Here is a 22,236-nt window from a genome sequence, read left to right as displayed (position 1 = left end):
GCTCCGCAATGTAATATCCGAAGCTTAGCCTACCGCATCCGCACGCATACAAAAAACCCGGCGTGGTCTCCCACACCGGGTTCAGACGCTGAACCGTGCGCCGCACGGCTCAGCTTGCTGCGAAGCGCGTATCAGGCCTGTTTCTGGGCCGCCAGCAGCTTGCGCTCGTGGGTCAGCCCCTTGACGATACTCACACACATCAGCAGCAGGATGACCGCGAACGGGAAGCCGGTCGCGATGGAGGCATTCTGCAGGGCCGTCAGACCGTCATCACCACCGCCAAAGAGCAGTACAGCGGCAATCAGGCCTTCGATAACCACCCAGAACACCCGCTGAGCCTGCGGCGCATCCAGCTTGCCGCCGGCGGTGATGCTGTCGATAACCAGGGACCCGGAGTCCGACGAGGTCACGAAGAACACCAGCACCAGGATGATGGCCACAAAGGCTGTGATATTCGCCAGCGGCAGATTGTCCAGCATATGGAACAGGGACAGATCCGCATTGGTAATGCCATCGCTGCCCAGAACGCCGATGCCTTCGGCCGCCTGCTGCAGACCATTGCCGCCCAGGGCGCTCATCCAGACAACCGTGACCACGGTCGGGATGATCAATACCGCAGTCAGGAACTCGCGCACGGTACGGCCCTTGGAAACGCGGGCGATGAACATGCCGACAAAGGGTGACCAGGAGATCCACCAGGCCCAGTAGAAGATGGTCCAGCCGTGATAGAAGGTTTCATCCTCGCGTCCAACCGGGTTGCTCAGCGGGAAGATGTATTGCGCATACGACGTCGTGGTCGTGAACAGGTAGCTGAAGAAGGTGGCCAGACCGCCCACCAGAATAACAAACAGCAGCAACACGCCGGCCATGGCGATATTGATGTTACTCAGAATCTTGACGCCACCGTGAATACCGCGCATGACCGAGATCAGGGCCAGGAAGGTCACCCCGATAATGATACCGATCTGGGTGGCAAGATTGGCTTCGATGGCACCGTTGGTCAGGTAGTCCAGGCCGGCAGCCGCCTGTTGCGCACCGAAACCGAGCGAGGTGGCGAGGCCGAACAGGGTGGCCAGCACGGCCAGGATGTCGATCACGTGACCGATCGGACCCCAGACCCGCTCACCCAGCAGCGGGTAGAAGGTGGAACGAATGGTCAGCGGCAGGCCCTTGTTGTAGGTGAAGAACGCCAGCGCCAACGCCACCACACCGTAGATCGCCCAGGGATGCAGACCCCAGTGATACATGGTCGCACCCATGGCAGCACGTTCGGCCGCTGGCGAAAAGCCTTCAACATTCAGCGGCGTGCCAAACCACTCGGTGTAGTACCCGACCGGTTCCGCCACAGCCCAGAACATCAGGCCGATACCCATGCCGGCGGCAAACAGCATGGAAAACCACGACAGGGTGGAAAACTCGGGTTTGGCGCTTTCGCCGCCGAGGCGGATCTTGCCGATGGGCAGGAAGATCAGCGTCAGACAGAACAGGACAAACAGGTTGCCTGCCACCAGGAAGGCAAAGTCAAAGTTGGTCTCGAAGAAACTGCGCAGATTCCCCATGGCCGCGCCCGCCGGACCCGGAACCATGATGGTGCCGACCACGAAGACAAGGATCAGTACTGCGGCGATGATGAATACCGGATTGTGGATATCCAGGCCCATGGGGTTGATGTTGTCCTGCCCCGCCTGATAGTCCGTATCGTACTCTTCTTTTAGCTCTTTCAAGTCTTGATTTTCACTCACTGCTTTTCTCCCATGAACATGGTTGAATGTAGCTACTGAATTTGCTTGGCAAAATATGTGTAAATCCCTCTTGCGCTTCTAATACTAATAGCTAATTGCAACAAGTACAAAAAAAGGCCAGCCAATTAACGACAAAAACAGGTCCCGCCGCACCGTCGCTGCAGACCTTGACACAAAAAGGAAGGCGGCAACCCTAAGGGCCTCAGACAAGACATGTCAAATCCGTGCCGGGGCATCTTTACAATCAGGTGAAGCACAGACGCCCGCAGGAGGTGCCCCGGGGAAAGACCTGGCCTGATATGTTACCCTTGCCTCGAATACGAGTAATGCGCTGCTACAGGAGTTGTCATGAAACGCAAAAGCCAGATACCGCTGTTCTGCCTGGTATTGAGCGCGATGGTATGGACCAGCCCGGCCTGGGCCGAAGATTCGGATGAACGGATTACGGGGCGGGTTGAAACCGCATTGCTCCTGTCACCGGTATTGAGCGGGCGCTCGATAGATGTGGCGGTGGAAGACGGCAGCGTGATGCTGACCGGCAACATTGGCAGCAACCTGGAGCGTGATCTGGCGCTGGCGGTTGCCGCCAGCATGCCCGGCGTCAGTGAGGTCGAAGAGTCGCTGGATCTGCAGCAGGGGGAAACCGGTACGGAAGCGGCGCAGAATGCCCAGTTGCGGCAATCCTCGTTCAATGAATGGCAGCAGGCCCACATCGCAGCCCAGTTGAGACAGGACTTTGAGGAAAGCCCGGTGCTGGATGGCGAAAACATCACCTTTGTACTGGATGGCGATCACCTGACGCTGGAAGGTTCGGTCGAAACCGAACTGGAGCGTATGGTCGCTACCCAGCTGTCACAGCGGCTTGAGGCCGTTGCCGTCGTCGACAATCGTCTGGAGGTGGAAGAAGAACCCACTGCCACCGAACCGGTGGAAATGCCGGCTGACACTGAAGACTGACCACAACAATGCGGCCGCCGGCTGTCAATCCAGCGGATTCAGCCAGGCCGCTCCCCGAACGCCGCTGGAATCTCCGTGCATGGCCTGCACAATGGGCGTGTCGCACTCGCCCCCGAAAACATACTGGGGCAGCAGCGCTGGCACGCGCTGGTAGATGGCACTGATATTGGACACGCCACCGCCGACCACGATGACATCCGGGTCCAGCACATTGATCACATTGGACAGGCCACGCGCCAGTTGATCCATGTAGTCGTCCAGCACGCGCTGCGCTGCAACCTGGCCTTCAGCGGCCCGGCTGGCAATTTCATGCCCTTTCAACTGTTCACCGGTGGCCAGCTCAAAGCTTCGGCTCAGACCGGTGCCGGACAGAAAAGTCTCGTTGCAGCCCATGCGCCCGCAATAGCAGGGGCGGCGGCGCATTTCGTGTTCCGGCGTCCAGGGCAGCGGGTTGTGGCCCCATTCGCCCGCCACACCGTTGGGCCCGGCAATGGGCGTGCGCCGAGAGCTGATGCCGGCGCCGCAGCCGGTACCCAGTATCACTGCAAACACGTTCTCATAGTCGCGCGCTGCACCGTCAGTGGCCTCTGACAGCGCCAGGCAGTTGGCGTCATTCATGATCGTGACCGGACGCTGCAGCAGCGTTGACAGGTCTTCCTGCATGGTGCGTCCGTTGAGCCAGGTCGAGTTGGCATTCTTGACCTGCCCGCTTTTGCGCGACACTGTGCCGGGGATGCCCACACCGACCGGGATATTCTGCTGGCCTGCAGCAGCCTCGGCCTGCGCCACCAGATCCGCCAGCACGGCCAGGGTGCCGTCATAGTCACCCCTGGGCGTCGGCACCCGGGTCCGAAAATGCTCCTGGCTGTCACCGCTGAGCAGAATCACCTCTGCCTTGGTGCCCCCGAGATCAATGCCGATGCGGTACTGTGTCATATGCCAGTGTCTTCCCGATTGTGTCCGGACCAGCGGCGCAGTCTACCCCAGATTCCCGAGCGACCCAAGACTGCGGGCTCGCGGCCGGTCCGGCGCCGGTTCAGACGTCCAGATAATCCAGTATGCCCTCTGCCGCCTTGCGGCCCTCGTAGATGGCCGTCACCACCAGATCTGCCCCGCGCACCATGTCACCGCCGGCAAATATTTTCGGATTCGAGGTCTGGAACGGATAGGTGCGCTGCTCGCCGGTGACCACCCGACCGCCCTCGTCGGTGTCGATGGACTGCGGGTCGAACCAGTCCGCCGGGCTGGGCCGGAAACCGAATGCAATGATGACGGCATCGGCCGGCAGGATCTCTTCCGAACCGGGCACGGGTTCGGGCCGCCGCCGACCGTTCTCATCCGGCGCGCCCAGTTCGGTAGTGATCAGCTTGACCCCTTCCACCCGGTCCTTGCCCACGATGGCCACCGGCTGCCGGTTGAACAGGAACTGCACGCCCTCTTCGCGCGCATTCTTCACTTCCTTGCGCGAGCCCGGCATGTTGTCCTCGTCACGCCGGTAGGCACAGGTCACCGAGCGGGCCCCCTGGCGAATCGAGGTCCGATTGCAGTCCATGGCCGTATCACCGCCGCCCAGTATCACGACATTCTTGCCCTTCATGTCGATATAGTCGGCTGGGTCCTTCTCCAGGCCCAGGCAGCGATTTACATTGGCCACCAGGAAGGGCAGTGCCTCATGCACGCCGACCATGTCCTCGCCCGGGAACCCCCCCTTCATGGAGGTATAGGCCCCCATGCCCATGAACACGGCATCATGGTCACGCAACAGGTCTTCGATGCTGATATCGGTACCCACACTGGTACTGAGTCGGAATTCGATACCCATCTCCTCGAAGATGCGCCGCCGGCGCGCCATCACGCTCTTTTCCAGCTTGAACTCGGGAATACCGAAGGTGAGCAGGCCGCCGATCTCCGGGTAGCGATCAAACACCACGGGGCGGACCCCGTTGCGCACCAGCACGTCGGCACAGCCCAGACCGGCCGGTCCGGCGCCAATGACGGCAACCTTGCGCTCGGTCCACACCACATTGGACATGTCGGGCTTCCAGCCCATGGCAAAGGCGGTGTCGGTGATGTACTTCTCGGTCGAGCCGATGGTCACCGCACCGAAACCATCGTTCAGGGTGCAGGCGCCCTCGCACAGCCGGTCCTGCGGGCAGACGCGGCCACACACTTCCGGCAGCGAGTTGGTTTGATGGCTCAGTTCGGCCGCGGCAATGATGTTGCCTTCGGCAGCCAGATCCAGCCAGTTCGGAATATAGTTGTGCACCGGGCACTTCCATTCGCAGTAGGGGTTGCCGCAATCCAGACAGCGATCGGCCTGCTGCTCCACCTCCGACTGTGTGTAGGGGTCGTGGATTTCCACGAATTCCCGCTTGCGTGCCGACAGGGGTTTCTTTGCCGGGTCCTGACGACCCACATCGACAAACTGAAAATCATTTCGAGTGCGTGTGGTCATGATCATTACTCCGGTCGGGCTCGGGTGTTGCTGAGCAGTTGCGACAGGCTGGCAGCCTTCGGTTTGACCAGCCAGAACGAACGAATGTAGTCATCGAAATCATACAGCAGGTCTTCACCCCACTGGCTGCCGGTCTCGGCCACGAACTCCTCGATCACCCCATGCAGGTGCTGCCGATACTCCTCCATGCTTTCCGGGTGGACCCGGACCACATCCACCAACTCGCGGTTGAACTTGTCCTGGAAGGTGTTTTCCAGATCCAGCACATAGGCAAAACCACCGGTCATGCCGGCCCCAAAGTTGGTACCCACTGACCCCAGGACCGCCACCATGCCGCCGGTCATGTATTCGCAACAGTGATCGCCAGCGCCTTCGATCACGGCATGACAGCCGGAGTTGCGCACGGCAAACCGCTCGCCGGCACGCCCGGCGGCGAACAGTTGACCACCGGTGGCACCATAGAGACAGGTATTGCCCATGATGGCCGTCACCTGGCTGTCGAAAGTCGAGCCCTGCGGCGGCCGCAGCACCAACTTGCCGCCGGTCATGCCCTTGCCTACATAGTCATTGGCATCGCCATCCAGGGTCATGTGCAGGCCCCCGGCGTTCCAGGCGCCGAAGCTTTGCCCCGCGACGCCGTTCAGGCGCAGGTGGACGGGGTTGTCGGCCATGCCCTGATTGCCGTGGCGGCGGGCTATTTCGCCACTGAGGCGAGCGCCGATGGCGCGGTCACAGTTCGAAAGCGTGAACTCGAACTCGCCGCCACTGGCCGCCTCTATGGCCGGCAGCACGGCCGCCACCATGGCTTCGGCCTTTTCACCGCGGTCAAAGGGCGCATTGCGCGACCAACTGCAGACATGGGGCTTGTCAGCCGGCACGGCATCGTTGCCGAGCAGCGGTGACAGATCCAGTGCCTGCTGCTTGTCGGTTTCCCCCGGGCGTCGTTCGAACAGCTCGGTGCGGCCGATGATCTCCTCCAGCGAGCGGTACCCCATCTGGGCCAGCTGTTCACGCACCTCTTCGGCCACAAAGCGGAAGTAGTGCTTGACCATTTCCACGGTGCCGATGAAGTGCTGCTGCCGCAGCTTGTTGTCCTGGGTCGCGACGCCGGTGGCACAGTTGTTCAGATGGCAGATGCGTAGATACTTGCAGCCCAGCGCCACCATGGGCGCGGTGCCGAAACCGAAGCTCTCGGCGCCGAACAGGGCCGCCTTGACCACATCCCGGCCGGTTTTCATGCCGCCATCGGTCTGCAGGCGCACCCGGTCGCGCAGATCATTGCCGCGCAGCGTCTGGTGGGTTTCGGCCAGACCCAGCTCCCAGGGCGAACCGGCATGCTTGATCGAGGTCAGCGGGGAGGCGCCGGTACCGCCGTCATAGCCGGATACCGTGATCAGATCCGCATAGGCCTTGGCCACCCCGGCCGCCACCGTACCGACGCCGGGCTCGGATACCAGCTTGACCGACACCAGGGCCTCCGGATTGACCTGCTTGAGGTCGAAGATCAACTGCGCCAGGTCTTCAATCGAATAGATGTCATGGTGCGGCGGCGGCGAGATCAGCGTCACCCCGGGTACCGAGAAACGCAGACGCGCAATCAGCGGGTTCACCTTGCCGCCGGGCAGCTGACCACCCTCGCCGGGCTTGGCACCCTGAGCGATCTTGATCTGCAGTACATCGGCATTGACCAGATAGTGTGGCGTCACCCCGAAGCGCCCGGAGGCAATCTGCTTGATGCGCGACACCTTGTCGGTCCCGAAACGCGCCGGGTCTTCACCGCCCTCACCACTGTTGGAGCGCCCGCCCAACTGGTTCATGGCCACCGCCAGCGCTTCATGCGCTTCCGGCGACAGAGCACCCAAAGACATGGCGGCGGTATCGAAACGCGGGAACAGTTTTTCCGCCGGCTCCACTTCGCTGAGCGGAATGGGCGCACGGTCGGAGCGGATGTCCAGCAGATCGCGCAGGGTGGCCACGGGTCTGTCATTGACCAGGGCCGCGAAATCCCGGTAGCGCGCGGCATCACCATGTTCCACCGCTTCGTGCAGCGTGGTGATCACATCCGGGTTGTAGGCGTGGTATTCCTCGCCATGCACGTATTTCAGATGCCCGCCTTGCTGCACCGGCTTGCGGGCCTTCCAGGCCTGCTTGCCGAGCAGTCGCTGCTCGGCATCAAAATGCTCGAAGCGGGCCCCCTGCAGACGACTGGTCAGGCCGCTGAAGCACAGGTCGATGATCTCGTCGGACAGGCCAATGCCCTCGAACAGTTGGGCGCCGCGATAGGAAGCCAGCGTCGAGATGCCCATCTTGGACATGATCTTGAACAGCCCCTTGTCGATGCCCTTGCGGTAGTTGCGCGACAGCTCGTGCGGATGCCCTTCCAGATGGCCGCTGCGCAGTTCGGCATCTATGATCTCGTAGGCCAGATAGGGGTAGATGGCGGTGGCACCGAAGCCGATGGCACAGGCAAACTGATGCGGATCACGGATGGCCCCGGTATCCAGCACGATGTTGGCATTGGTGCGCAGGCCCTGATCCACCAGCCGGTGATGCACGGCGCCGGTGGCAAAGACCGCATGCACGACCAGACGCTGCGCACTCAGGTCACGGTCCGACAGCACCAGGATAATGGTGCCGGCCCGCACCGCCGCCTCGGCTTCGTCGGCAATGCGGCGAATGGACTGTTCCAGCGTCTCGCTGTGGTCATAAGTGATATCGATCACCGCATGCCGGTATTCGGGCTCCTCCCGATGCATCAGGTTCTGGAACTTGAGCGGCGACAGCACCGGAGACGTCAGGATCAGCCGTTTGGCATGCTCGGCCGTGGGCTGGAACAGGTTGCGTTCCGGCCCCAGGCAGCTCTCCAGCGACATCACGCAGGCTTCCCGCAGCGGGTCGATGGGCGGGTTGGTGACCTGGGCAAACTGCTGCCGGAAATAATCGGTGAGCGGGCGCACGCGCTGTGACAGCACCGCCATCGGGGTGTCGTCACCCATGGAGCCCACGGCCTCCTGAGCGCCCTCGGCCAGGGCGCTGATCACGGTGGTGCACTCTTCCCGCGTGACCTGGAACTGCTTCATGTAGCTGTTCAGCGTATCGCCTTCGATAGCGTAGCCGTCGGCCTGTTCGGCCAGATCGAGACGCGACTGCAGACGCACCGCATGTTTCCGCAGCCAGTCCTTGTAGGGATGCTCGCGCTTGAGGCGATCGTCGATGGCCTCGGTTTCCAGGAACTCGCCGGTTTCGGTGTCTATGGCGACAATGCGACCCGGACCGACCCGGCCCTTGGCGATCACGTCCTCGGGCTTGTAGTCGAATACTCCGGTTTCCGAGGCCAGTGTAATGAAACCGTTGCGGGTACTGACCCAGCGCGCCGGACGCAGGCCGTTGCGATCCAGCAGACAGACTGCATAGCGGCCATCGGTAAGTACGATGCCGGCCGGTCCGTCCCAGGGCTCCATGTGCATGGAGTTGAACTCATAGAAGGCGCGCAGCCGGGAATCCATGGTTTCGAAGTTCTGCCAGGCCGGCGGAATGGCCGTGCGCGCAGCGCGAAAGATGCTCATGCCGCCCAGCAGCATCAGTTCCAGCATGTTGTCCAGGCTGGAGGAATCCGAGCCGGTGGTATTCACCACCGGCTGCAGCTCTTCCAGGTCGGGCAGCAGATCACTGGCAAAGGTGGCCGCCCGGGCACGCGCCCAATTGCGATTGCCCTGGATGGTATTGATTTCGCCATTGTGCGCCAGCAGCCGAAACGGCTGCGCCAGCGGCCATCTGGGCATGGTGTTGGTGGAAAAGCGCTGATGGAAGACGGCAATGGCGGTCTTCAGTGCCGGGTTGCCCAGATCCTCATAGAAGCGGGGCAGGTCCACCGGCATGACCAGGCCCTTGTAGGAGACCACCTTCTCGGCCAGCGAGCAGATATAGAAATCATCGTCATCCTGCATGGCCTGTTCGGCCTTGCGGCGGGCCACATACAGCTTTACTGCAAGTTGCTCCGAGGGCAATGTTTCCGGCGCTGACACCAGCACCTGCTGGATGCTGGGCAGGCAGTCCAGCGCCATGGGGCCACAATAACGCGTCTGCACCGGCACTTCGCGCCAGCCATGCACGACCAGCCCCTGCGCCTGCAATGCCACCTCCAGAGCCGCCTGACCGGCCTGTGCCAGCGCCGCATCCGGACTCAGGAACACCATGCCGACGGCATACTGATCAGGCAGCTCAACCCCAAGCCCCTGCAGTGCCTGAGCGCGCAGAAACGCATCGGGTTTCTGCAGCAACAGACCACAGCCGTCCCCGGTCTTGCCGTCGGCGGCAATGCCACCGCGGTGGGTCATGCAGGTCAGGGCCTCGATCGCAGTCTGCAGCAGTTCGTGACTGGCCTCACCCTGGCGATGAGCAATCAGACCAAAGCCGCAGTTGTCCCGGAACTCACCGGGGTGATAGAGCGCATGTCGTGACATAGGGGGCAATACCTGGGTGGTTATTCTTTGATCAACACCTGCCACAATGTTAATCAGGCAACCGGCAGCCAACAATCAGGCCGTACGTAATATCGGCCTGCAATCGATTTATTTCAACATTTTAACGGTATAACCGCATCAGGGGCCGGAAGCCCCCTGCAGGGCTCCCAGGGTTCTGGGCCAGGGGGCCAGCCCCTGCAGATCGGAAGGCAGTGCTTCTATCGCCGCACGCGCCGCATCCCTGTCGGGGTAACTGCCCGTGACCAGCACGTACCAGGGACTGCCGTCCAGTTCAGTGCGCACCAGAGCGGCATTGTCGGGCGTCAGGTCATGCTGCTGGGCAAAGTTGATGATGTTGTCCTGCTCGCGGGCACCCAGCAGCTGAATGGTGAAATGACCGCTGTCAGCAGCCCGCAGCCAGTCCGGAGACGCCAGCGGGTGGCCGCTCGCGGCCGGGGCAGGCTCCGGCTCGGGTTCCGGTTCAGGGGTCGGCTCTGGCGCCGACTCTTCCAGATCAGCCAGTAATTCCGGCGGAATGGCTGCACCCTCGGTGTCCTGTGGTGCCGATTCGGGAGCCTGCTCAGGGGCGCTGTCTTCAGGGCCTCCGCCCATGGCTTCTTCCAGGCGCTGCCGCACTGTTTCAGCCGTATCTTCCGCCAGCGCCTGATCAATGCCGGGCTGGGTTTCATCCGCCGGCTCCGGGTCAGAGTCCATTTCCATCTCTGCGGCGGGATCAACCAGCTCCTGTGGCTCCGGATCAGATCCACCCTGATACAGGGCAGCGAGCGCCAGCACGGCAATGATTGCGGCGCCGGCCACCATGTGTGGCCAGGGCACAACCGAGCGCCGGCGCCGGCGCTGGGATTCCACCAGCAGGGTATCGCGCACACCGTCGAGGAAGGGCCCGGGTCGGCCCTGGCTCTGCCGGTGCAGGCGCTTCAGTGTATTGCCATCCAGAGGTATGCCGGTATCCAGGCCGCCGCGCAGAAAGTAGGCCTGCAGCAGATTGACACATTCGGGCAGGGTCAGCGGCGCCAGCTCGATCATCTGGGCGGACGCAAAGCCGAGCGCAGACAGTTCGCGCCGGATCTCGCCCGGGTCCGAAGCCAGCCCGACCAGTCTGAGGCCCGCGGTGTTGTCGAGGCCGCCGTGCAGCACCGGACTCAGCCCGGCCAGTACATCTACCGGCAACTCGTCGATGTCATCCACCACCAGGGTCGGCACCTTGCCCTGGTCCTGCAGACTCTGGCAATGCGCCTGCAGCATCAGTTGCAGACGCTGGGTGGAATGGGAGCGATCCGGGTGCAAATGAAACTGGGTGGCCAGATCCCACAGCAGTTCCTTGTCACTGCTGATCGAGGCCACATCCACCATGACCAGATCCAGATTCTCGTGCAACTGGCGGATAAGCTGTTCAAGCACAGCCGTCTTGCCGCTGCCGGCAGGGCCGGCAACGAAAACTATATCTTCGGTATAGCTGAGCAGGTGCAGCAACGTATCAACAACCTGCTGGCGATCACTGACGGCCACGAAGGGGTGCTCGACCAGACCGCCGAACGGGTCGTTTTTCAGCCCGTAGTAGGTGACATAGGATGGCTGTTCTGGCATCAACTCAGCTCTTGAAATGGTCGATCGTCTCGTACAGAGCCTGAACGGCGAAATCGCTGGTCACTATCGCATGGCCCAGCGTGTTTAACAACACCAGGCGCAGCACACCGGACTCCACTTTCTTGTCGCGCGCCATCAACTGCAGATAGTTGTCGCGGGCCATTCCGGTCGGTGAGCGCACCGGCAGTTCGGCCTGCAGCAGCAGCGTCCGCACACGTTCAACCAGTGCCACATCGACATGGCCCAGGCGTTGCGACAGATCCGTTGCCATCAGCAAGCCGGTGGCCACGGCTTCACCGTGCAACCAGGCACCATAGCCGGTCCAGGTCTCGATGGCGTGGCCGAAGGTGTGGCCCAGATTGAGAATGGCGCGCCGTCCCTGCTCGGTTTCGTCCTCGGCCACCACTTCGGCCTTGAGTGCACAGGAGCGGTAGATGGCTTCACTGACCACGTCACTGCGACGGGCCAGCAGATCGGACCAGTGTTGTTCCAGCCAGTCGAAAAAGCCGGCATCGGCAATCAGGCCGTATTTGAGCACTTCGGCCAGGCCCGCAGCGTATTCGCGATCGGGCAGGGTGCTCAGCGTATCGGTGTCGATCAGTACCAGTTCGGGCTGCTTGAAGGCGCCGATCATGTTCTTGCCTAGCGCATGATTGACCCCGGTCTTGCCACCCACCGAGGAATCCACCTGGGACAGCAGTGTGGTGGGCAACTGGATATAGTTGACGCCACGCTGGTAGCAGGCGGCCGCAAAACCGGTCATGTCGCCTATCACACCACCACCCAGCGCGAGCAGCGTACAGCGCCGCGAGTAGTTCAGTTCCAGCAGGCGGGTGAACACCTGATCCAGAGTGCGCAGATGCTTGTGCTGCTCGCCATCCGGCAGCACCACGCTTTCAATGCGGCGGTTCGCATCCGGTTTGACCAGCGCAGCCTCAAGACGCGCCAGATAGAGCGGCGCGATGGTTTCGTTGGTAACAACAAGTACCTCTGGCGACAAATGCGGCGCCAGCAGTTCGGCCTGCGCCAGCAGGCCCGCACCGATATGGATGTCATAGTGGTGCGCAGGCAGGTCAAGGCTAAGCGTTTTCATGATGCTCCAGATAATACTGCACGATCTGTTCAGCCAGTGCGCGCGGATGAATGTGATCGGTATCAACGGTCAGGTCGGCAATGGCAGTGTAATGCGGCTCACGCGCCGCCAGCAGGTCGGTCAGTATCTGCCTGGGGTCGGGTTTCTGCAACAGGGGACGATTGCGATCCTTGCTGGTACGGGCCAGTTGTGTGGGCACGCTGGTGCGCAGGTACACCACGATGCCGCGACCGGCCAGAGCGGCACGGTTTTCCGGCCGCACAACGGCGCCGCCACCGGTCGCCAGTACCAGATCGGGCTGCCGGGTCAGTTCATCTATAACCTGTATCTCGCGCACGCGAAAACCCGGCTCGCCTTCCAGATCGAAGATCCAGGGAATATCTGCCCCGGCTCGCTCTTCAATCACCCGATCCGAGTCCACAAATGTCTTGTCCAGCAGATCGGCCAGCATGCGGCCGAGGGTACTCTTGCCGGCCCCCATGGGGCCGACAAGAAACAGACTACTCAGTGCCAAAATGTCTCAGTTCCCGGCCACCCGGTCTTCAATCAGTCGTGGTGTGATGAAGATCAGCAGCTCGTTTTTCAGTTCAAGCTGTGAGGTACTGCGGAAGAAGCGGCCCAGTATCGGCAGATCCCCCAGCACGGGAATCTGGGTCACTTCTTCCACATCTTCCACCCGATATACGCCACCCAGCACCAGTGTCTCGCCATCATCCACCAGCACCTGAGTCCGCAGAGTGTTGGTGTTGATATTACCCGAGCCGCCGCCGGCAGGCGAATCCTGAATCACTTCCAGTTGCAGCATGACCCGGTTGTCCGGGGTAATCTGTGGGGTTGCCGTCATGGACAGTACCGCATCCACGAATTCGGTGCCGCCATCAGCACCGGGGAAGGGGATGGTTGTACCCGAGGCTATCTCGGCCTCGTTGCCGTCCGAGGTAATCAGTTTCGGCTGCGAGACAATTTCGGCCTGGCCCCGGCTTTCCAGCGCCGACAGCTCCAGGTCCAGCGCATAGTCAAGCGCCGCAAAGCCAACCGTGAAGGCCGCCGCATTCGAATTGAGCGGCTGCGGAATGGCCTGAATGCTGGTGTTGGTCGGCACCGCCACACTCTGATAGGACGGCGGTGTACCCTGGCCGCCCTGGCCCAGATCATCATAGAACTCGCTCCACTGGGAGCCGATCTGGCGGAAATCCTGCGCGCCACCCATACCACCGGTGGTGATATAACCGCTGGTGGCACCGCCGCGCGCCAGCGCGCCACCGCCCCAGCGAATGCCCATGTCATTGGTAAAGGAGGACTGGGCCACAACGATACGGCTTTCCAGCATGACCTGGCGCACCGGGATGTCGATGAAATCTATGGCTTCCCGAATACGCATCAGGTTGGGCGCGGTATCACGAATCATCAGGCTGTTGGTGCGCGAGTCGATGGTCGCCGCGCCGCGTGAGGACAGCAGGTTTTCGTCGTCACGAATGAACGACAGCACATTGCTGGCCGTGGTGTAGTTGATCTGCACGAACTCGGTTTCCAGCGGTGCCAGTTCTTCCATGGCCTGCTGGTTGGCCAGCCGCTGCTGCTCCTGCTCGGCGATTTCCTGCGCCGGTGCAATCAGCAGCACGTCGCCCTGAGCGCGCTGGTCCAGATTGCGTGCGGTCAGGATAATATCGAGCGCCTGATCCCACGGCACATTGTCGAGCAGGATGGTGATATTGCCCCCGACATTGTCCGCTACAACCAGACTCTTGCCGGCGGTATCGGCGATGATCTGCAGCACCCGCCGCAGTTCGACATCCTGGAAGTTGAAGGAAATGCGCTCGCCGGTGAAGGGAAACTCGTCTTCGGCAGCAACCTGTTCGTCAGCTGTCAGCTCCTTGACGTTGATGGCCAGGGTGTTGCCGGTCTGGAAGGCGGCATAATCGAAGTTGGGCTCGGGCTCGATCTCTATGCGAGTGCCGTCACCCAGCTGACGGGCCGTGATGTAGCGCACTGCCGTGGAAAAGTCGAGCACATCAAGGCGCCGGGCCAGTTCGCTCGGCAGTTCGTACTCCGGGATATCGACCAGAATGCGCCCGGAGGAGCGCGAGATATCGACATTGGCCCGATTGTCGGACATCTGGATACGCACCTGGGCTTCGCCGTCCTCATTGCGCCGGAAGTCGAGGTCCTGCACCTGGCCGGAGGCACGACCTTCCTGCGCCACCTGGGAAACCCCGCGCGGGCCACCCACCCGCACCACCAGCGTGCGTTCGTCCGTACGTTCAATATCATGGGTTTCAAGGCGATTCAGGTTCAGTACCACTCGGGTCCGGTCGCCGGAAGTCAGTACCGTGGCCGCCCGGGTGTTGCCCAGGCCGATGGTGTAGTAGCGTTCGGGCAGGGCACTGACGGTATCCGGCAGGTCTATTGAAATCCGTGCCGGTTGCTGTATCTCGTAGGAGGTAGGCTGAGGTGCCGGGCCGTCAAACTGCAGCGTGATTTCCGCGCGCCCGCCATCCAGCCCCACGAAACTGATGTCGGTCAGGTCGACCGACCAGCTCAGTGGCGCCAGCACCAGCGCCGCCAGTGCGCTGCCCAGGACGCGACCCATTGATGTGCAGGCTGTTGTGATTTTCATCATTCTGTTCCCATTGCCTATTCGGCGAGACTGAGCGACTGTGGCCGCTCCAGCCAACCACCCCGCCCGCTGGGGACGGTTTCCACCAGATCGATTCGGCGTGATGTGATTACCACCACGCGCCCATAATTTCTGCCCATATACTGGCCGGACTGCACCTGGTACAGGGTGCCGCCCGGCGCCGTGACCAGAGCCCGGATGCTCTCGCCCTCGCGCTGGATGTGACCGACCATGCGCAGCTCATCCAGGCCATAGGCTTCGAGCGGCTCGCGTTCGCGGTCTTCATCCGGCGGGTCGACGCCGGTGTCCTCTTCCTGTTCGGCTTCCCGCTGCTGCTCTTCAATAAAGGACTGGAACGGACTGCGCAGATCGGCGGCGCTGTAGAAGAACAGCTCCTGTGCTTCATACTCGGGCACATCCGGCACCCGGCCACTCGGCCGCTCATCCAGTTCTGCCATGCGCGCCCGGATATCCGAGAAATCCCGTCCGGTATCACAGCCGGCCAGCAATACTCCGATCATCATCATGCCTGCCAGAGGAAAGCTGCGTCGCATCATCTGTCCTCCGCCGCATCACGATACTGGTAGGTTTTGACATCGATGCGCAGGCGCAGGCGCGGACCGGCTGAACCCTGATCACCCGTCGGTTCCAGGGAAAAGTTGTGCAGGGTCACGATACGGGGCAGAGCAGACATGCCGGAGACGAAGGCGCCGATCTCGTGATAACCGCCCACGGCCTCCAGGTTCAGCGGTTGCTCGATGAACAGCTCTTCGGGCTCCGGGCTGTCGATGCTCAGTTCATTCACGGTCAGGCCGCTGAACTCGGCGGTGTCATTGATGTCCACCAGCAGGTCGGGAATCTCGGTATCATCCGGCAACTGGCGCAGCACGGTCTCGAAGGTTTCGCGCATGCTCTGCAGCTGTTCTCTGTATTCCTCCAGATTGGCCACCTGGAACGCCTTGCTTTCATAGTCATCCATCAGCCGGCTCTCCTCTGCCTGCACGCGTTGCAGGTTCTCCTGCGCCGGCTTGAGCAGCAGGAAATAGCCAATGGTCAGGATGGCACCCATGATCAGCAGCACGAACAGGACCTTGACCGGCGCCGGCCAGACCCCCATGCGCTCCCATTCGATATTGTTGAAATCGAAATCCTGCAGTTGCTGCAGAGAATCTTTCAGGCTCATCCCTCACCCTCCTCTGCATCAGGCCGGGTGCGGGTCACGGTCAGTTGAAAACGATTGGCTGCAGTGGCCCCGCTGCCCTGGGACGTCACCGACCCAAGCACCGGGTTGGTGAACCAGTCGGAGCTTTCGAAGTTGCGCATCAACTGGGAAATCTGGGTGGTGGTGCGGGACATGCCGACGATGCGCAGCGTATTGCCCTGACTCTGCAACGAGGTGAAATAGACTTCGTCCGGCATGACGCGGGCGATCTCGTCGAACACATGCACGATAATCGGTCGGTCACCCTGCAACTGCTGAATGACCTGCATGCGCTCGATCAGTTCGGCGCGCTCGGAACGCAGGGTTTCGATCTCGCGGATATTCTCGTCCATCACCTGCAGGCGTTCCTGGATGAACTGGTTGCGCGCCTGCTGGTTTTCCAGCTCAAGGCCCAGAAAATAGTGCCCGGCATAGACCATCAGCCCGGCCAGCACAGCACTGCCGATCAGAACGCGCACAAACTGGGCCTTTCGGCGCTGCCGCTCCGCTTCGCGCCAGGGCAGCAGGTTGATGGTAATCATGCAAAGCTCCTCAGCGCCAGGCCGCAGGCCACCAGCAGTGACGGTGCATCATTACTCAGGTTGGCCGCATTCACCCGGTTGGCCAGGCTCATGCTGGCAAACGGGTTGGCCACCAGAGTCGGCGTGCCGATCTTGTCCTGCACTATGTCTGCTAGGCCGGGGATGGCCGAGGTGCCGCCCGCCAGAAAGATGAAATCGACGTCATTGAACTCCGTCGACGCAAAGAAGAACTGCAGCGAACGCGCTATCTGCTGCACCGCCGCGTCCTTGAATGGTTCCAGCACTTCGGCCTGATAGTCATCCGGCAGACCACCCTGCTTCTTGGCCAGGCCGGCCTCCGCCAGCGTTACGCCATACCGCCGCATGATCTCTTCGGTCAGTTGCTTGCCACCAAACACCTGCTCGCGGGTGTACACGATGCGATCATCGCTCATGACCGTGAGCGTGGTCATGGTATGACCGATGTCCATCACGGCGATGGTCAGATCCTGCAGCGAGCCGGTCTTGTTGAGAGTGTCACCCATGCGCGGCAGCAGCTCGCTGAAGGTGCGCAACAGGGCATAGATTTCGACATCAATCACCTCGGCGCTGAGGCCGGCCGCTTCCAGCGCCAGTTGGCGATCTTCCACAATATCCTTCTTGCTGGCCGCCAGTTGCACTTCCACCTGTGTATTGTTGCGGGCGACCGGGCCGAGGACGTCAAAGTCCATCGCCACTTCTTCCAGCGGAAATGGTATGTATTGGCTGGCATCAAGCCGAATCTGTTCTTCGATGTCGTCCTGCGACAGGCTGCGGTTCACTTCCAGCGTCTTGGTGATTACCGACGAGCCGGAGACAGCACAGGCGGCGGATTTGACTCGGGTGCGTATTTTTTGTAAAGCCCGGGATACGGTGTTGCCCACAGCTTCCACATCGTTAATATGCTTTTCCACAACGGCATTTTCGGGCAGCGGCTCCACAGCATAGCCCTCCACCCGATACTGTTGGCCAGAGCGGCTCAATTCCAGAATCTTGACCGACGTAGAACTGATATCCACACCGAGCATGTTCTTGTTCTTTTTTCTGGCGATGCCAACCACGAATCACGGTACCTGTTAGCTGTCGGGCGAACCCGGGAGCGTCAAAGAAATGGCGCACAAACTGAGTAACCCATTAGAAAGCACCGGAAGTGTTTTGACAACTATCACACCTACCAACTTGGCGTATAATGTTTTTTTTTGCGAAACGGTTATCAAACTGCGGGTGTTCTAGACCATGATTCTGATTAAACGGGGATGGCATATTCTGCTTTGGGCCGGCCTCACAGCCTTTACCGGTTTTGTGACAGTCTGCGCTGCCATCTACCTTTATCTGGCGCCTACCATTCCGCCGGTGGAAGTACTGAAGGATGTCGAATTGCAGACACCCCTCAGCATTTATTCCGCTGACGGCCAGTTGATGGCCGAAATCGGCGAGCAAAGGCGTACGCCGTTACAATTTGAAGAAATTCCGGAGCTGTATGTCAAAGCTTTGATGGCCATCGAGGACCATCGCTTTGAAGATCATATCGGCGTCGATCCGATGCGATTCGGCAGTGCAGCGCTGGAGTTCATTACCACCGGGCGCCCGGGCTCCGGCGGCAGCACGCTGACCCAGCAGGTGGCGCGCTCCTTCTTCCTCAACCCGGACAAGACCTTTACCCGCAAGTTTACCGAGATCATCCTGGCCTTCCGCATGGAGCAGGTCCTGACCAAGGCCGAGATTCTGGAACTGTATTCCAACCAGATGTATCTGGGTCATCGCGCCTACGGCATACAGGCTGCGGCGCAGGTCTATTACGGGCGCGACATCAGCGAGCTGGAACTGCCCGAACTGGCCATGCTGGCGGGTCTGCACCAGCGGCCTTCGGGCGCCAATCCGCTGGCCTTCCCCGAGCGCGCCATGAGCCGGCGCGATACCGTGCTCAACCGGATGTACAACCTGGACTTCATCACCGACACCGAGTATCAGCGCGCCATTGCCGCGCCCAACACGGCGGAACGCAATTCCGCCCGCATTGCGGTCAGTGCACCCTATGTGGCCGAACAGGCCCGGCTCGAAGTGGTACGCCTGTTCGGTGAGGACGCCATCAATGCCGGCTACAAGGTTTATACCTCCATTGACGCCCGACAGCAGGATGCGGCCAATCGGGCGGTGGTGCGCCATCTGCTGAACTACTCGGAACGCCATGGCTATGTCGGCCCCGAGGCCAATCACGAACTGCCGACAGAACACGACCGAGAAGATACCGAACTCTACCAGCGCCTGATCAGTCAGCATGGCTTCTTCGGCGGTCTGGAGCCAGCCCTGGTCATCCATGTGGAAGACGGCCAGGACCTCGCAGCAGATGAAGACTCTGCAGCGGAACCGACTGTCCTGCCACATGTGCTGGCCTGGGGGCGCTACAGCGGCTGGATCGAAATCCCTCTGGAAGGCATGACCTGGGCCCGCGAGCGGCGCAGCATCGACAACTATGGCCCGCGCATCTCCGGCCCCAGTGATGTGCTGACGGAAGGCGATGTGATTCGGGTACGCCGGGGCGACAATGGCAACTGGCGCCTGACGCAGATTCCCGAGGCCCAGAGCGGCTTTATCGCCATGGACCCCAATGATGGTGGCATCAAGGCCATGGTGGGCGGCTTCGACTTCTTCCTCAGCCGCTTCAACCGGGTCACGCAGGCCAATCGGCAGCCTGGCTCCACCTTCAAGCCCTTCGTCTATGCCGCCGCGCTGGATGCCGGCCTTTCACCCTCCACCCTGGTGAATGACGCGCCCATCAGCATGCAGGATGCGACGCTGGAAGAGGTCTGGCGGCCGCGCAACTCCAGTGATCGCTATCTGGGCTATATCCCGATGCGGGAAGCCCTGTATCGGTCCATCAATGTGGCCAGCGTACGTCTGCTGAATGATATCGGGGTCACCTATGCGTCCAACTATGTCAGCAATTTCGGCTTTGATCCGGCACGGCTGGATCGCAACCTCGGCATGGTGCTCGGCAACTCGTCCTACACCCCGCTTGAGGTGACCCGCGGCTACGCGGCGTTCGCCAACGGCGGCTTCCGGGTCGACCCCTATCTGGTCGACCGCATCGAAGACCCCAATGGCAATATTGTCTACGAGTCTCCGCGGGTCAGGGCCTGTCGCGATTGCGACCCGGAAACCCCGGGTCTGGCCGAGCGCATCCTCAGCGCCCAGACCCATTATCTGATGGTCGACATGCTGCGCCAGGGCATTACACGGGGTACCGGTACAGCGGCCCAAAGCCTGGGGCGCAGCGATATTGCCGGCAAGACCGGTACCACCAACAACGGTGCCGATGCCTGGTTTGCCGGTTTCAATCCCAATCTGGTGGCGGCCGCCTGGGTGGGCCGGGACGACAATACGTCGCTTGGTTTCAATGAGTTCGGGGGACGGGCGGCGCTGCCGATCTGGATCGATTTCATGAGTGAAGCGCTGGCCGGCACACCGGATTCGCCCTGGTCACGGCCCTCGGGCATCGCGCAGGTCCGTATTGATCCCGAGTCAGGCAAGCTGGCGCCACCGGGTTACAATGGCGCCGTATTTGAAGTGTTCCGCTCCGATCTGGTGCCCACGGAAAGCGTGACCGGCTCCGGCAATGGCGGTGCTTCAGGCAGCGGCGGCACGGGTTCGGGGGATGGTTCGAACCGGTTGTTCTGAGTAGACGGTAGACGGTAGACGGTAGACGGTAGACGGTAGAATCGTTCCAAACCACAGAAGGCTGTCAAACCCTCACTGTCGACCGTCTACTGTCTTCTGTCGACTAAACCCCACTGTCTACTGTCGACCGTCATCTGTCGACTACAACCCAATGTCGACCGTCGACTAAAACCCACTGTCTACTGTCAACTTTCGACTACAAACAACTGTCGACCGTCTACTGTCATCTGTCGACTAAAACTTCAGATCGTCGCCTTGTACTGATCCGGCAGTGGTGCATGGGCGACGCCGCTGTCCACGGCCGCACGGGCCACAGCCCCGGCTACGGTATTCAGCAAACGCCCGTCAATCGGCTTGGGAATGATGTATTCCGGCCCGAAGCTCATTTCCTTCACGTCATAGGCCTGCAGAATTTCTTCCGGCACCGGCAGCCGCGCCAGTTCGCCAATGGCCTTGGCCGCTGCCAGCTTCATTTCCTCGTTGATGGCTGACGCCCGCACATCGAGCGCGCCCCGGAAGATGAACGGGAAGCCGAGTACATTGTTGACCTGATTTGGGTAGTCGGAACGACCTGTCGCCATGATCACGTCGGGGCGCGCTTCCCGCGCCACTTCCGGCAGAATCTCCGGATCGGGGTTGGAGCAGGCGAATACGATGGGCTGCGGCGCCATGGTCTTCAGCAGGTCGGCCGAGAACAGGTCCGGCCCGGACAGGCCCAGGAAGATGTCGGCATCCTTGACCGCGTCGGCCAGGGTGCGTCGGTCCGTCTCGACGGCAAACTCTTCCTTGTACTTGTTGAGGCCGTCGCGCCCCCTGGATATTACACCCTTGCGGTCCAGCATCAGGATGTTCTCCGGTTTCATGCCGGCAGCTTTCAGCAGACGGCAGCAGGAAATGGCCGCCGCGCCAGCACCCAGACAGACCAGACGCGCCTCGCCAATAGGCTTGTTGGCAATCTCCAGCGCATTGAGCATGCCGGCCACGGTCACAATGGCCGTACCATGCTGGTCGTCGTGGAACACCGGGATGTTGCAGCGTTCAATCAATTGACGCTCGATTTCAAAGCATTCGGGGGCCTTGATATCTTCCAGGTTGATACCGCCAAAGGTCAGCGCGATACGCTCGACCGTCTGCACGAACTCGTCCACATCCTGCGTATCGACTTCAATATCAATGGAATCAATATTGGCGAACCGCTTGAACAGCAGGGCCTTGCCTTCCATCACGGGCTTGCTGGCCAGGGCACCGAGATTGCCCAGACCCAGAATCGCCGAGCCATTGGAGATGACACCAACCAGATTGCCCTTCGTGGTGTACTGGTAGGCGGCCTCGGGGTCGGCAGCGATAGCACGCACGGGTTCGGCTACGCCGGGGCTGTAGGCCAGTGACAGATCGCGCTGGGTTTCAGCAGCGGTGGAAATCTCGATACTCAGCTTGCCGGGACGGGGCTCTGCATGGTAACGAAGGGCGTCTTTCTTGAATTCTGATTGTGACATGGTTGCGTTCCGAATCCTGGGGAGTGACTCAAAGACCCGATTAAAGGTGCACCTTAAGATAACTCAGTGTAAGCGCGGCTGAAACAAAAAACGCCCCGAAGGGCGTTTCTGTTTCTGTACCTGCTTACTTGGTGGTGATGGCACCACGGTTGCCGAACCGCTTCTTGAAGCGGTCTACACGGCCACCGGTATCAACCAGTTTCTGCTTGCCGGTATAGAACGGATGGCAGGCAGAGCAAACGTCCAGCTGCATGGTACCGCCACGGGTGGAGCGGGTGGTGATAACATTGCCGCAGGAGCACTTGGCCACCAGCTCTTCATATTTGGGATGAATGCTTGCTTGCATGGAAAACCTCTGTTTTTCAC

16 protein-coding genes are annotated in these 22,236 nt (G+C 61.0%); 2 read left to right on the top strand and 14 right to left on the bottom strand.

The window, feature by feature from the left end:
* Positions 1–131: 131 nt before the first annotated feature.
* Complete coding sequence (locus tag E4656_RS09535) at positions 132–1,742, bottom strand: BCCT family transporter (RefSeq protein WP_135482999.1); 1,611 nt, start codon at positions 1,740–1,742, stop codon at positions 132–134.
* A 348-nt stretch (positions 1,743–2,090) separates the two neighbouring features.
* Between E4656_RS09535 and E4656_RS09530 the strand changes: the two genes are divergently transcribed.
* Entirely contained in the window at positions 2,091–2,699 is a 609-nt protein-coding gene (locus E4656_RS09530) for a BON domain-containing protein (protein ID WP_135482998.1), read from the top strand.
* A 24-nt stretch (positions 2,700–2,723) separates the two neighbouring features.
* Here the strand turns inward: E4656_RS09530 and E4656_RS09525 are convergent, their stop codons facing one another.
* From E4656_RS09525 to E4656_RS09475, 11 genes are all read right to left on the bottom strand, one after another.
* Positions 2,724–3,635 (bottom strand): ROK family protein, encoded by a 912-nt coding sequence (locus E4656_RS09525; protein WP_135482997.1) that lies wholly within the window; start codon positions 3,633–3,635, stop codon positions 2,724–2,726.
* A gap of 100 nt (positions 3,636–3,735) precedes the next feature.
* A complete protein-coding gene (locus E4656_RS09520) occupies positions 3,736–5,154 on the bottom strand; it encodes an FAD-dependent oxidoreductase (RefSeq protein WP_135482996.1) in 1,419 nt (472 codons plus the stop codon).
* A 5-nt stretch (positions 5,155–5,159) separates the two neighbouring features.
* Positions 5,160–9,617, bottom strand: coding sequence for a glutamate synthase large subunit (gene gltB / locus E4656_RS09515; protein ID WP_135482995.1), 4,458 nt, complete (start codon positions 9,615–9,617; stop codon positions 5,160–5,162).
* 138 nt (positions 9,618–9,755) lie between these two features.
* On the bottom strand, positions 9,756–11,225 hold the full coding sequence (locus E4656_RS09510) for an SPOR domain-containing protein (protein ID WP_135482994.1): 1,470 nt from the start codon (positions 11,223–11,225) through the stop codon (positions 9,756–9,758).
* 4 nt (positions 11,226–11,229) lie between these two features.
* Complete coding sequence (aroB, locus tag E4656_RS09505) at positions 11,230–12,318, bottom strand: 3-dehydroquinate synthase (RefSeq protein ID WP_135482993.1); 1,089 nt, start codon at positions 12,316–12,318, stop codon at positions 11,230–11,232.
* Positions 12,305–12,832 (bottom strand): shikimate kinase AroK, encoded by a 528-nt coding sequence (gene aroK, locus E4656_RS09500; protein WP_338090023.1) that lies wholly within the window; start codon positions 12,830–12,832, stop codon positions 12,305–12,307. The genes aroB and aroK overlap by 14 nt, the downstream gene beginning before the upstream one ends.
* Positions 12,833–12,838: 6 nt before the next feature.
* A complete protein-coding gene (locus tag E4656_RS09495) occupies positions 12,839–14,935 on the bottom strand; it encodes a type IV pilus secretin PilQ (protein WP_167856009.1) in 2,097 nt (698 codons plus the stop codon).
* 17 nt (positions 14,936–14,952) lie between these two features.
* Positions 14,953–15,492: a pilus assembly protein PilP gene (locus E4656_RS09490; RefSeq protein WP_135482990.1), complete on the bottom strand. Its 540-nt coding sequence runs from the start codon at positions 15,490–15,492 to the stop codon at positions 14,953–14,955.
* Positions 15,489–16,118 carry a type IV pilus inner membrane component PilO gene (locus E4656_RS09485; RefSeq protein WP_135482989.1) on the bottom strand — a complete coding sequence of 210 codons (630 nt, stop codon included), beginning with the start codon at positions 16,116–16,118 and terminating at the stop codon, positions 15,489–15,491. Before E4656_RS09485 ends, E4656_RS09490 begins: the two co-directional genes overlap by 4 nt.
* The gene (locus E4656_RS09480) at positions 16,115–16,678 is read right to left on the bottom strand and encodes a PilN domain-containing protein (RefSeq protein ID WP_135482988.1); all 564 of its coding nucleotides are present in this window, start codon (positions 16,676–16,678) and stop codon (positions 16,115–16,117) included. Before E4656_RS09480 ends, E4656_RS09485 begins: the two co-directional genes overlap by 4 nt.
* Positions 16,675–17,724, bottom strand: a complete 1,050-nt coding sequence (locus E4656_RS09475; RefSeq protein ID WP_135483351.1) for a pilus assembly protein PilM — start codon at positions 17,722–17,724, stop codon at positions 16,675–16,677. Before E4656_RS09475 ends, E4656_RS09480 begins: the two co-directional genes overlap by 4 nt.
* Before the next feature lie 208 nt (positions 17,725–17,932).
* Between E4656_RS09475 and E4656_RS09470 the strand changes: the two genes are divergently transcribed.
* The gene (locus tag E4656_RS09470) at positions 17,933–20,374 is read left to right on the top strand and encodes a penicillin-binding protein 1A (protein WP_135482987.1); all 2,442 of its coding nucleotides are present in this window, start codon (positions 17,933–17,935) and stop codon (positions 20,372–20,374) included.
* 242 nt (positions 20,375–20,616) lie between these two features.
* Here the strand turns inward: E4656_RS09470 and E4656_RS09465 are convergent, their stop codons facing one another.
* Positions 20,617–21,870, bottom strand: a complete 1,254-nt coding sequence (locus tag E4656_RS09465; RefSeq protein WP_135482986.1) for a malic enzyme-like NAD(P)-binding protein — start codon at positions 21,868–21,870, stop codon at positions 20,617–20,619.
* A gap of 124 nt (positions 21,871–21,994) precedes the next feature.
* Positions 21,995–22,216: a 50S ribosomal protein L31 gene (gene rpmE, locus E4656_RS09460; RefSeq protein WP_135482985.1), complete on the bottom strand. Its 222-nt coding sequence runs from the start codon at positions 22,214–22,216 to the stop codon at positions 21,995–21,997.
* Positions 22,217–22,236: the final 20 nt, after the last annotated feature.

The sequence above is a fragment of the Natronospirillum operosum genome (genome assembly GCF_004768465.1).
In the GTDB taxonomy this organism is placed as follows: domain Bacteria; phylum Pseudomonadota; class Gammaproteobacteria; order Pseudomonadales; family Natronospirillaceae; genus Natronospirillum; species Natronospirillum operosum.
Note: the sequence above shows the minus strand (reverse complement) of the source record. Positions and strands in the feature narration are given on the sequence as shown.

Coding starts and splice junctions, on each gene's coding strand:
- E4656_RS09530 (WP_135482998.1), top strand. CDS start 2,091: ATGAAACGCAAAAGCCAGATACCGCTGTTCTGCCTGGTATTGAGCGCG.
- E4656_RS09525 (WP_135482997.1), bottom strand. CDS start 3,635: ATGACACAGTACCGCATCGGCATTGATCTCGGGGGCACCAAGGCAGAG.
- E4656_RS09520 (WP_135482996.1), bottom strand. CDS start 5,154: ATGACCACACGCACTCGAAATGATTTTCAGTTTGTCGATGTGGGTCGT.
- gltB (WP_135482995.1), bottom strand. CDS start 9,617: ATGTCACGACATGCGCTCTATCACCCCGGTGAGTTCCGGGACAACTGC.
- E4656_RS09510 (WP_135482994.1), bottom strand. CDS start 11,225: ATGCCAGAACAGCCATCCTATGTCACCTACTACGGGCTGAAAAACGAC.
- aroB (WP_135482993.1), bottom strand. CDS start 12,318: ATGAAAACGCTTAGCCTTGACCTGCCTGCGCACCACTATGACATCCAT.
- E4656_RS09495 (WP_167856009.1), bottom strand. CDS start 14,935: ATGAAAATCACAACAGCCTGCACATCAATGGGTCGCGTCCTGGGCAGC.
- E4656_RS09490 (WP_135482990.1), bottom strand. CDS start 15,492: ATGATGCGACGCAGCTTTCCTCTGGCAGGCATGATGATGATCGGAGTA.
- E4656_RS09485 (WP_135482989.1), bottom strand. CDS start 16,118: ATGAGCCTGAAAGATTCTCTGCAGCAACTGCAGGATTTCGATTTCAAC.
- E4656_RS09480 (WP_135482988.1), bottom strand. CDS start 16,678: ATGATTACCATCAACCTGCTGCCCTGGCGCGAAGCGGAGCGGCAGCGC.
- E4656_RS09475 (WP_135483351.1), bottom strand. CDS start 17,724: ATGCTCGGTGTGGATATCAGTTCTACGTCGGTCAAGATTCTGGAATTG.
- E4656_RS09470 (WP_135482987.1), top strand. CDS start 17,933: ATGATTCTGATTAAACGGGGATGGCATATTCTGCTTTGGGCCGGCCTC.
- E4656_RS09465 (WP_135482986.1), bottom strand. CDS start 21,870: ATGTCACAATCAGAATTCAAGAAAGACGCCCTTCGTTACCATGCAGAG.
- rpmE (WP_135482985.1), bottom strand. CDS start 22,216: ATGCAAGCAAGCATTCATCCCAAATATGAAGAGCTGGTGGCCAAGTGC.